The organism is Psychrobacter sp., assembly GCF_035469765.1.
Taxonomy (GTDB): Bacteria; Pseudomonadota; Gammaproteobacteria; order Pseudomonadales; family Moraxellaceae; genus Psychrobacter.
The window spans coordinates 1-9,880 of the sequence record NZ_DATIRM010000191.1 but is presented as its reverse complement, the minus strand read 5'-3'; the positions used below and the strand labels follow the sequence as shown (position 1 = coordinate 9,880).

Sequence of the window (9,880 nt, the reverse complement as noted above, 5' to 3'; positions counted from 1 at the left end):
TTAATTCTACTTGGCGTGGTATCGGCGCGCTTGGGTGATGCGCCCATTGTTAAGGCTACCACTCGTGTAGTGGTATGGGGTGTATTGGCGATGCTCGCCACAGCGTTGATTGGCCGGTTATTCGGGGTGGCTGTCTAGAGTGCACTTTATTCCTATAAACACGCTATCTTTTTCCTACTTTATTCACGCTATGCTTCAGATTAGCAATAACCTTAACGCTATCTTAACGGCAAGTTAAGTTATGATGATAGAGATAAAAATGTATGATGTATTGGCTCATGGTTCAAAAAATCACATCAGTTACTTAACAAGGTAGTGCAATGAGTCAAGTAAGCGCGTGGGTGCTGGTTATCATGGCAAAGTTTGGTTATATCGGTATTATCTTTGCTATGTTTGCCGAAAATGTTTTTCCACCCATACCTTCTGAGCTCATCATGCCAGCCGCCGGTTTTGCGGTGGCAAGAGGTGATTTAAACTTAATACTGGTCATCCTAGCAGGTACGCTTGGCTCAGTGCTAGGAGCATTGCCTTTATATTATTTAGGACGCTTACTGAATGAAGATCGCTTAATGGTATTTACTGAAAAGTACGGAAAATACGTGTTCATTAAGCCTAGCGACATACTATCCTCTAGTGTTTGGTTTGATAAACATGGCAACAAAGCGGTCTTTTTTGGACGTATGGTACCGGGTATTCGCTCGTTTATATCCATCCCCGCAGGTATGAGTAAAATGCCAATACTTCCTTTTTTGGCATTTACTGCTTTGGGCTCAAGTATTTGGACAACCTTACTGACCGTTGCTGGCTATTATTTTGGTGAAAACTACGAAGTGATTGAGACTATGCTAGCGCCTTACTCTAAGGGTTTCTTATTACTTGCTATCGTTATCATTATTGCTTGGTTTATGAAACGTCGTTTAACTGCCAGGCGTAATATCAATAACATTTAATTAAAAACGTACTTGTTTATCTGCTTTAGATAATGACCTTTGTATTCATTTTAATAAGACAGAGCTAGGGCGTGTCATAAGTAAGATTACACAACAAAGGAATATTGTCATGAGCCAGCTTGTATTTGACAAAGTACTATTACATTACTGCAAGCCATTAGGCACGCTATTATTACTGGTAGGTTTTACGGTCAGTAGCTTTGCCGCCACCTATAAAATTGAGCCTGACACCTCTAACGTACGTTTCGCTATTGACCACCTTAAAACCTCTGCCGCCACTGGCGGCTTCTATAATGTGACGGGAATACTCCAGTATGATCCGAGCGCAAAAACCGGCGACATCTCTCTTATTATCCCCATAAAATCCTTAAACACAGGCAACAAAAGCTTCACTCTCAAACTGATGGGTCCTGATTTTTTTAATATGGAACAGTATCCATTGGCGCATTTTGAGTCTAGCAAATGGCATTTCACCTCTGACAAAGAAAACCCAAAGGTCACACGGGTGGATGGCAAGCTAACCTTAAATGGTCAGACCCACCCTATTAGCTTACTGGCGACCAAATTTAATTGCTACTTGAGCTCTCCACTTAAAAACACGGTCTGTGGAGGTAATTTTACCGCCACTATTGACCGTACTCAGTGGAATATCAAAAAATATGTCTTATTCGGCATGACTAAAAATCTGACTTTAAATATTCAAGTCGAAGCGTCTAAACAGTAGTTTTTTAAGTTCAGTAAACAATTAGCGTGTCATAGAGTCATAGCCAAAGTTGTTAAAAATTAGTTTTTTCCAGCCTCGCGAGGATAGTATGAAGCCAATTTCTATAATGTTATCAGCACTTGTACTTAGTATGGCTTCTAGCGCTGTCATGGCTGATAGCGCAGGCTCACCTCATGTGCCGAGCCCATTCAATATCAGCCCTACTACTAGCTTACCCAATGTAAGCCCCATGAATAGTGATTTATCCAATCGCGGTGCCTACATTGCCCGTACTGCTGACTGTATGGCTTGTCATCGCGAGGACTATAGCGGCGGCGTAGCGATTGAAACACCGATTGGTAATATTTACTCGACCAATATCACGCCCTCGCAACGTTATGGTATCGGCAACTATACCGAAACTGACTTTAAAAAAGCCCTGCAAAAAGGCCGTGCGCCCACTCATCAGCTTTATCCTGCGATGCCTTATCCGTCTTATCATGGTATGGCTGATGCGGATATCAGTGCATTATTTGCTTACTTTCAAACTGTACCTCCAGTAGAGGAGCCACCTGAAAAAACTACTAGATTACCCTTTCCATTGAATATCCGTACTTTAATGCTGGCTTGGAATGTGATTAACGTGCCTTCTACCGAAAATCGTGCAGGGCTCACCCAAACCCAGCAGCGCGGTGAATATCTGGTTAATAACTTGGAACATTGCGGCACTTGTCATACACCGCGCAACCTTACTCAAGGTCTGGATAAAGACAAGTATCTATCTGGCGCGCCGCTTGGTAAGTGGTATGCACCCAACATCACTCCAGATAATGACAGTGGTATCGGGCGCTGGAGCGAGGATGATATCGTCAATTATCTACGCACTGGCATGCTCGATAAACGTGCTTATGCTGGTGGTCCTATGGCAGAAGCCATCGCCCACAGTACCCGCTATCTAACCGATGAGGACTTAAGCGCTATGGCTGCTTATCTAAAAATCGTTCCTATCATTAAGACAGACGATTATTTGATACCTGTAGATACGTCACGGTTGCCAAATCCGGTAAGTCGTTCTATTACTTATAATTTAATAGAGCAAAAAGACTATCTGGCGCAGGAAAAATCCACTACTAATGCTGGTTCTAATACTAATAACTCACCAAAATCGCTATATCTTGCTGCCTGTGCTAGCTGTCACGGAGTAGATGGTTACGCGCAGCCTGATGCTCGTTACGCTTCCATCGTAGGACTGAGTAGTATTCGTCGGGTTAAACCAGACGCCTTAATCAATGTGATTGCTTATGGCGCAAAAGGAGCGTTAAATACCGCACCCAAAATGCCCGGTTTCTCTAAAGAGTTAAGTCATGCGCAGATTGCCAGCATTACCAATTATGTGCGGATAAATTTCGGTGGTCTACCAAGTAGTAATGTGAGTGCTGCTGACGTCAAACGCATATTAAAGTAAGTAATATAAAACCCGCTATAAAAACACCTAGTACCACCTGATGTAATGGATGACGGTTCTATAATAAGGATAATAAAATGAATGATATGCTTCAATCGCCCACCCGTCGGCAACTGCTATCAATGATTGGTAAGACCGCAGGAGCGACGGCAATGTATCAGGCGATGACTACGTTAGGATTTGCTTCTGAATCTAGCTTTAAACAAGAGATGAATTTAAAGGGTGCGCCTGCTGGTGCGAGCATTGTGATACTTGGCGCAGGACTTGGTGGACTTACTGCCGCTTATGAGCTACGTAAAGCCGGCTATAAAGTCACCGTTCTTGAATTTCAAAATCGCGGGGGCGGTCGCAGTTGGACACTAAACGCTGGTGATAAATATACTGAGCTTGGCGGCGGCGAGGTGACTTGCGACTTTAAAAAAGGCAATTATTTTAACGGTGGACCATGGCGATTGCCTGTTCATCATTATGCGGTATTCCATTATTGTAAAAAATTTGGCGTGGCACTACAGCCCTTTATACAAACTAATGACCGTGCCTATCTACACCGCACCACCCATTTCAATGGTGCACCGCAGCGTTTAGGCGAGGTGCAAAGCGACATACGGGGTTATGTCTCAGAGCTATTATCCAAAGCAGTTAATACCGGTAGCCTTGATAAGACGGTTAATAAAGAGGACAAAGAGAAGCTATTAGAAGGCCTAAAAGGTTGGGGTGTCCTTGATAACAATTATCGCTATGTCAAGAGCCATCATACCAGTAAGCATCGCGGTTATAGCGTTTACCCCGGTGGCGGTTTAATGCCTGATGCCAAACCCTCGACACCGATACCGATGGACAAACTATTAAATTCGGGCCTGTGGTCAGATATTTATAGCAACTATACGACATATGACCATCAACCAGCGATGTTCCAACCTGTCGGTGGTATGGGAAAAATCGGTGATGCGTTCACTCGCGAATGCCGAGACATGATTACTTTCAATGCCAAAGTCACTAAGATTTATCAAGATGAGAGCGGCGTCACTGTCGATTATGTCGATAGTAATAGCATTAGTAACAATCTGGATGGCGAAACTAAAATTGTGCGCGCTGACTGGTGTATCTGCAATATCCCACTGTCAGTATTGACCCAAATTGACATTAACGTCTCAGCGCCGATGAAGCAAGCGATGGCAGCAGTACCTTATGACACCTCCTATAAAGTGGGTTTGGAGTTTAAACGCCGCTTTTGGGAAGAAGATGAATGGATTTATGGCGGTATCAGCTATACCGATATGCCAATCTCGCAAATCTCCTATCCCTCACACGATATGTTTACCACAGGTTCAGGGGTACTACTCGGCGCGTATGGATTTGGAGAAGCCTCTTATCGATTTAATACGCTGAATCCAAAAGAGCGTATTGCTTCGGCACTACAGTATGGCAAACATATTCATCCGCAATATACCAAAGAGTTCCGCTCTGGGACGTCCGTCGCTTGGCATCGTATTCCATGGTCGCTCGGTTGCTATGGCATTTGGAGTGAATCAAGCCGTGATCAGTACTACGATACGCTATGCGCGATTGATCACCGTATCGTGTTGGCCGGTGAGCACTGCTCACATATTCCAGCATGGCAAGAAGGCGCAATATTATCTGGCATGGATGCTGCTCGGCGACTACATCAAAAGGCAAAGAAGCTGGGTTAGTTGAAGTGATTGTTGATGAGTGACATTCCTTAAGTAGTGATAACAATAATGAATTTAGAGGTAATCATGGACATGATAAACCCAAAGCTGCTTACTGTGATAGTGATACTAAGTATCGGTGGCACAGTCGCGCTATCAGGCTGTAGCCAATCCACTAAAGCCAACGCTGTTACTCTCGCCAGTCAACAACAAGCCACACAAATGGTCTTTGATAATCAAGCCAGTCGCAATAATGGTGCGTGGGGTGCAGTCTATATGACCAAAGAAGCGCTTAGGTTGCCAAGAGCCAATATCGTCGATGTAAGCTCACTACCAAAAATGGCAGAAGATGCTAGCTTGCAAAAGTGGTTAGCAAAATTTGAGGGTAGCTCTGAAGGTAAAAAGGGGTTTATTACTACTAATGGTAAAAAGCTCTATGATGATTCTTGTGCAGGCTGTCATATGCAAGATGGTAAGGGCGCAAAGGGGGCGGGTTACTATCCGCCGCTTGCTGATAACAGTAAGATGCAATCAAAATACGATCTTATTAGTGTTGTCATGAATGGGCTGCGTGGTATGCCATCTTTTCACAGCATGATGAACGATGAACAAATAGCAGCGGTCACTCAATATGTGCACAGTGATTTAAATCATTTTAGCGATACCGTCACAGCTGCCAATGTCACTCAGCTCCGTCATGACTTTCCACCGGGTTCTGATCCTAGTGAATAGTTTTATTGTAAAAGGTGCTTTCTAGAAACTCTTTGCTTGAGTTAAGTCATCATAAAAGAGAGTGATTTTAATGGCTTGGTTCATTATTTAATGATAGCGCTAAGCAATAACACGCTAATGACTAAAAAGAGTGTGACTATGAATAAAAAAAATGGCTTTTATCAATGTATTGTCTGTAGACAAAATTATCCTGTAAAAACCCTTACTCCTATAGGCACCATACGAAAAGCAATTACAGAAGAAATTTTGCATGATTTCCCCGAATGCTTACCTAAAGATTATATTTGCCAAACGGATTTAAGTAAGTATCGGATGAGGTATGTTCACTCATCGATAAAGTCTGAAAAAGGTGAGGTAACAGCTCTTGAATCTGAATTGATTAAAAGTATGCAACAACATGAACTCATCACCAAAAATATTGATAAAACTCTAGATCAAAAATGGACTTTCGCTGAACGATTGGCAGATAAAATTGCAACCTTTGGTGGTAGTTGGTCATTTCTCATCTGTTTTGCTATTTTTATAGCCATTTGGATTGTCTTCAATACCGTAGTGATGGTCACACGTCCTGCTGATCCCTACCCGTTTATTCTATTAAATTTAATATTATCCTGTATCGCTGCTATTCAAGCACCTATAATTATGATGAGCCAAAATAGGCAAGAAACCAAAGACCGATTGCGCTCAGAAAATGATTATCAAATTAACTTAAAAGCCGAGCTTGAAATAAAACACTTGCATGAAAAACTGGATCATCTTTTAATGCATCAATGGGACAGGCTCGCTGAAATACAAGAAATACAACTCGACTTGTTATCTGAAATGAGTAAAAAGCAATAAGATAATCCCTATCTTATCCGTAAGTATGGCCATCAAATATAAACTCAATGTTGGAAAAGTAGTTGCAAGCGGTACGAATGAAAGATTTAACCACTTTTACATATCCATTTTAGTAAATGCAAATCTACATTCTAATTTATTAGATGATAAAAACCTCTTATCAGATGTCCAAAATTAGTTGACCACTACACATGGTCTCAGCCTCAAAGCCACTTTCATCCATATACACAATGGGATAGCCCTCAATTTTAAAGCCCTCAAGCTTACTCTGATAAAGCGCTCGCTTGATTGTGCACGAGTGTCTTTTTTTGAGTAATACCTAGACGCTTTAGGGCTTCACAAATCCCTGATTTACTGCATTTTAAACGTCTTGCCCGTTCATAGTGATAGCTGTCTGGATAGTCCTTTACATCTTTAAGTAAGCGCTCATCAGTTATCTTATGAGGCTTAACTTGTCTGGTTATTTTGCTATGAATACGCTTCTTCCACTTCTGAATAGTGGTTGGGCTAATATTATAAAAGTCGACAGCTTGAGTGAACGTCATGCCATCATCTAAGCTTTTTAGTACTTGTTTGCGAAAGTCTAAGGAGTAGGTCATGATTTTTTGACTGTTGGTTTAGTTAATTGCGTTTATAACATTTTTATATTGAACTGACTATATAAACCCTGCCACTTCCTTTAAGAAATTACCGCCTTTATTTAGCCCTTTTGAGCACTCAGCTCATTCATCAACCCATGGGCGGATTCGGCATTCAGCAGATATGGATTAAAGCCAATAGTGGTAGAGTGCTTCAAGTAAATTGCGGCATTTTCTTCGGTCGGAGAAGCATAATTCATAGACCATTTCGACCATTCTCTATGCTTTAATTCACGCGTTTCAATAATCTGTAGATCATGATGTCGCTGGTCTACAATAAGACTGTATAGCAAGCGGTTAATCTGCGCTCTTGGGCCTTCTATCGTCTGCAAAAAATAATCTTTATTAAACGTCAGCATTCCAGTGATACCGTTGGCAGCGTTATTTACTTGTGCTTGTTGCAATATCTCGTTGAAGTCGCTGGCCGATACATCTGGGTTTGCGCGGCTGGCATAGGTCATGCTCATTAGAATGTGGGCATCTGCATTTACTGATGTCATATTTTTTCTCTTATACAAATTTTATGGGGGCGGATCGCCTCTATAGAGGTCAATCGATTAGCCAAGAGCATACCAAGGCTTTTTCTTCTGAGAGGTACTCTTTTCTTCTTGCTCTTGAAGCTCTGATAGCGTATCAATCAGCATCATGATTTGGTTGGTGCTCATCAAGTAAGGATTGAATTGATTGCCTGTCGAAAACTTCAACGCAAGGCCTTTATTTTCATCGCTTGGAATCAAATATTTCATTGACCATTTATTCCATTGGCGCTGCTCAACTTCACGGCACTCTACAATTTGTAGAGAATGATGCCGCTCATCTTGGACAAGTTTTCTAAGCAGCCCATTAATAACTGGCCTTGCCCCTTCAATACTTTGTAAAAAGTAATTGTGGTTAAATACTAAGGCACCAGTGATGCCATTGCGCTCGTTATTTTTCTGAGCTTGCTCAAGGATGCGAGTTACCTCGCCATTGAGGTTGTCGTTATTGTAACGGCTGATGTAGGTCATACGTAGAATAATATGCTCACCATGCAGCATTTTTAAACGATTTGACTCTAAAAGTTCAACTGATTCCATAAATTTTTCCAATTAGTTTGTTAGATTTGTAAAACGAGTCAGCCCCGTTGCTTTTAATAACCAGTTAATCGCTGCTCTAACTTTACTGTTGAATCCTTTTAATAAATTCACTCATACCATGTGATAAATTGCCATTACTACTCTTTTGTACTTCGTGCACCAATAACGATAACTGGGCGCTGTCCTCACACTGCTCTAAGCTTAGTAAATAACCCCACGCCTCTGCAGGTGGTGCATTTTTTTCGATATAGGTCGCCAAGTCCGATTTGATGGTGCTATAGTGGGCGTCAGACACTTTTGACTTAAAAATACTGCCTATTGATTTTTTACCAATATCTGCAATTTTATTGGGTTTCTTACTATTGAAGGTACGGTCAAATTCTGTCTCAGTACTGCTATCAAATGAGTTGCGTGTTGATTGAGAGTGCTCAGCGATTGGCGATTGGGGTATGGTGGGCGCCTGAGGAGTAGAAGGTTGAAGACCCGTATTAGTAGCACCAGCTATTTCAATACACTCAAGCTCCAAAAGCAGTTCAAATAAAGGCCCGACGCCACCAAAATCTGCAAACATTTTGCTATTATTAAGCGTATCTAAGTAGTTTTGATACGTCCGCTTACCATCAATCATGATCAATAATGTTCTCGCTTCTCGCGGCAATATACCGAGACCTTGAGACTTTATTTCTTCTCTACCCAAATCACTTTTTCGAAACACATCACCGTAGTTCATTCTTTACACTCAGTACTGGCAGTAAGGTATGCACCTTGCTTGTAAGACGCTAACCCAAATAATTTTTTATGTTTTAAGCCATTAAATGGCCAAACTCTGATTGATCTGCATTTGTTGTTAAGTAGTTCTTTAAATAAAACCCTAATACTTAAAGTCAACTACATTATTTAGTTGAGGGGAGTATATCAATCTCATGAATAAACTGTTAGTACTAATTAAATCGGATAGAACAAACGGTCTATAGTAAGGTATGAAAGGTAGTTTTTATAAATTTCAATATAAAAATTGATAATATAGTCAATCCTAAATGAAAAGAATGCAGCTACGATAGCGTACTACGTTCCCAAAAAAGGCTACGCAAAATTTATCCAAGTAGCGCTGTATTTATTTTATAGTGGATTGACTATACTTTGAGAAAAATATTAACAGCAGCATATTTTATCACTGGTGCAAACATACGTTGATTACAAGCATTAAGACTAAATGCGTGATTGTGATGGATATGAGCGAGGATAAAGCAAAGCACTGCTTTGCCCGAGTGCAAGACGAGAACTGTGCTCGAGTGGGAAAAAGAAGTGGGTACAAGCAAAGTTTTTACGCCTAGGGTGAATGGAGAACGATCTGCCTAAACTGTTTCATAATATGGGTTGTATCTCTTTTATTTTGGACTGACTACATCACTCTCAATACGACCATCAACCAAATTAATCGTTCGATCGCAAGATGCTGACAAGCGCGGATCATGAGTGACTATCAATACCGCACAATCACGTTCCTGATTGACTTTGCGGAACAGCTCAAACACCTCGCCAGCTGTAACGGTATCAAGATTACCCGTAGGTTCATCAGCCAATAACAATGCAGGCTCAGTTATCAAGGCTCGTGCTATCGCCACACGCTGTTGCTGACCGCCTGAGAGCTCGTTAGGTTTACTATCAGCGAAGCGCTCTAGACCAACCGCTGCCAGTAGCTCTCGCGCTTTTTGAATAGCAAGATTATCCGGACGACCCTGTGTCAACGTTAGAGGCATCAAGATATTATCTAAGGCACTAAACGCTTGTATCAGATGATGAAAC

General features: G+C 41.5%; 12 protein-coding genes. 7 read left to right on the top strand and 5 right to left on the bottom strand.

Annotated elements, in window-relative coordinates; translation table 11 throughout:
- Nucleotides 1–3 precede the first annotated feature (3 nt).
- The 7 genes from VLN09_RS05545 (at nucleotide 4) to VLN09_RS05515 (ending at nucleotide 6,360) form a co-directional block, all read left to right on the top strand.
- A complete protein-coding gene (locus tag VLN09_RS05545; RefSeq protein ID WP_325244466.1) occupies nucleotides 4–138 on the top strand; it encodes a VIT1/CCC1 transporter family protein in 135 nt (44 codons plus the stop codon).
- 182 nt (nucleotides 139–320) lie between these two features.
- The gene (locus tag VLN09_RS05540) at nucleotides 321–950 is read left to right on the top strand and encodes a DedA family protein (protein WP_325244464.1); all 630 of its coding nucleotides are present in this window, start codon (nucleotides 321–323) and stop codon (nucleotides 948–950) included.
- A 109-nt stretch (nucleotides 951–1,059) separates the two neighbouring features.
- On the top strand, nucleotides 1,060–1,674 hold the full coding sequence (locus VLN09_RS05535) for a YceI family protein (RefSeq protein WP_325244462.1): 615 nt from the start codon (nucleotides 1,060–1,062) through the stop codon (nucleotides 1,672–1,674).
- An 88-nt stretch (nucleotides 1,675–1,762) separates the two neighbouring features.
- On the top strand, nucleotides 1,763–3,118 hold the full coding sequence (locus tag VLN09_RS05530; RefSeq protein WP_325244460.1) for a cytochrome c: 1,356 nt from the start codon (nucleotides 1,763–1,765) through the stop codon (nucleotides 3,116–3,118).
- A 77-nt stretch (nucleotides 3,119–3,195) separates the two neighbouring features.
- Nucleotides 3,196–4,809 (top strand): flavin monoamine oxidase family protein, encoded by a 1,614-nt coding sequence (locus tag VLN09_RS05525; RefSeq protein ID WP_325244458.1) that lies wholly within the window; start codon nucleotides 3,196–3,198, stop codon nucleotides 4,807–4,809.
- A 66-nt stretch (nucleotides 4,810–4,875) separates the two neighbouring features.
- Entirely contained in the window at nucleotides 4,876–5,520 is a 645-nt protein-coding gene (locus VLN09_RS05520; RefSeq protein ID WP_325244455.1) for a cytochrome c, read from the top strand.
- Nucleotides 5,521–5,658: 138 nt separating this feature from the next.
- Nucleotides 5,659–6,360: a DUF1003 domain-containing protein gene (locus VLN09_RS05515; RefSeq protein WP_325244453.1), complete on the top strand. Its 702-nt coding sequence runs from the start codon at nucleotides 5,659–5,661 to the stop codon at nucleotides 6,358–6,360.
- Between the two features lie 263 nt (nucleotides 6,361–6,623).
- On the opposite strand, the gene VLN09_RS05510 is transcribed toward VLN09_RS05515, so the two are convergent.
- The 5 genes from VLN09_RS05510 to VLN09_RS05490 all read right to left on the bottom strand — a co-directional run.
- Nucleotides 6,624–6,959: an IS630 transposase-related protein gene (locus VLN09_RS05510; RefSeq protein WP_325244451.1), complete on the bottom strand. Its 336-nt coding sequence runs from the start codon at nucleotides 6,957–6,959 to the stop codon at nucleotides 6,624–6,626.
- 101 nt (nucleotides 6,960–7,060) lie between these two features.
- Entirely contained in the window at nucleotides 7,061–7,498 is a 438-nt protein-coding gene (locus VLN09_RS05505; protein WP_325244449.1) for a BLUF domain-containing protein, read from the bottom strand.
- A gap of 57 nt (nucleotides 7,499–7,555) precedes the next feature.
- On the bottom strand, nucleotides 7,556–8,074 hold the full coding sequence (locus VLN09_RS05500) for a BLUF domain-containing protein (RefSeq protein WP_325244447.1): 519 nt from the start codon (nucleotides 8,072–8,074) through the stop codon (nucleotides 7,556–7,558).
- An 82-nt stretch (nucleotides 8,075–8,156) separates the two neighbouring features.
- Complete coding sequence (locus VLN09_RS05495) at nucleotides 8,157–8,804, bottom strand: hypothetical protein (RefSeq protein WP_325244445.1); 648 nt, start codon at nucleotides 8,802–8,804, stop codon at nucleotides 8,157–8,159.
- 658 nt (nucleotides 8,805–9,462) lie between these two features.
- A partial coding sequence (locus VLN09_RS05490) for an ABC transporter ATP-binding protein (RefSeq protein WP_325244443.1) occupies nucleotides 9,463–9,880 on the bottom strand: 418 nt, incomplete at its 5' end.

Bases quoted from the DNA above. Each gene is read 5' to 3' on its own strand.
- VLN09_RS05495 (WP_325244445.1), bottom strand. From the start codon at position 8,804: ATGAACTACGGTGATGTGTTTCGAAAAAGTGATTTGGGTAGAGAAGAA.
- VLN09_RS05500 (WP_325244447.1), bottom strand. From the start codon at position 8,074: ATGGAATCAGTTGAACTTTTAGAGTCAAATCGTTTAAAAATGCTGCAT.
- VLN09_RS05530 (WP_325244460.1), top strand. From the start codon at position 1,763: ATGAAGCCAATTTCTATAATGTTATCAGCACTTGTACTTAGTATGGCT.
- VLN09_RS05525 (WP_325244458.1), top strand. From the start codon at position 3,196: ATGAATGATATGCTTCAATCGCCCACCCGTCGGCAACTGCTATCAATG.
- VLN09_RS05510 (WP_325244451.1), bottom strand. From the start codon at position 6,959: ATGACCTACTCCTTAGACTTTCGCAAACAAGTACTAAAAAGCTTAGAT.
- VLN09_RS05535 (WP_325244462.1), top strand. From the start codon at position 1,060: ATGAGCCAGCTTGTATTTGACAAAGTACTATTACATTACTGCAAGCCA.
- VLN09_RS05540 (WP_325244464.1), top strand. From the start codon at position 321: ATGAGTCAAGTAAGCGCGTGGGTGCTGGTTATCATGGCAAAGTTTGGT.
- VLN09_RS05505 (WP_325244449.1), bottom strand. From the start codon at position 7,498: ATGACATCAGTAAATGCAGATGCCCACATTCTAATGAGCATGACCTAT.
- VLN09_RS05515 (WP_325244453.1), top strand. From the start codon at position 5,659: ATGAATAAAAAAAATGGCTTTTATCAATGTATTGTCTGTAGACAAAAT.
- VLN09_RS05520 (WP_325244455.1), top strand. From the start codon at position 4,876: ATGGACATGATAAACCCAAAGCTGCTTACTGTGATAGTGATACTAAGT.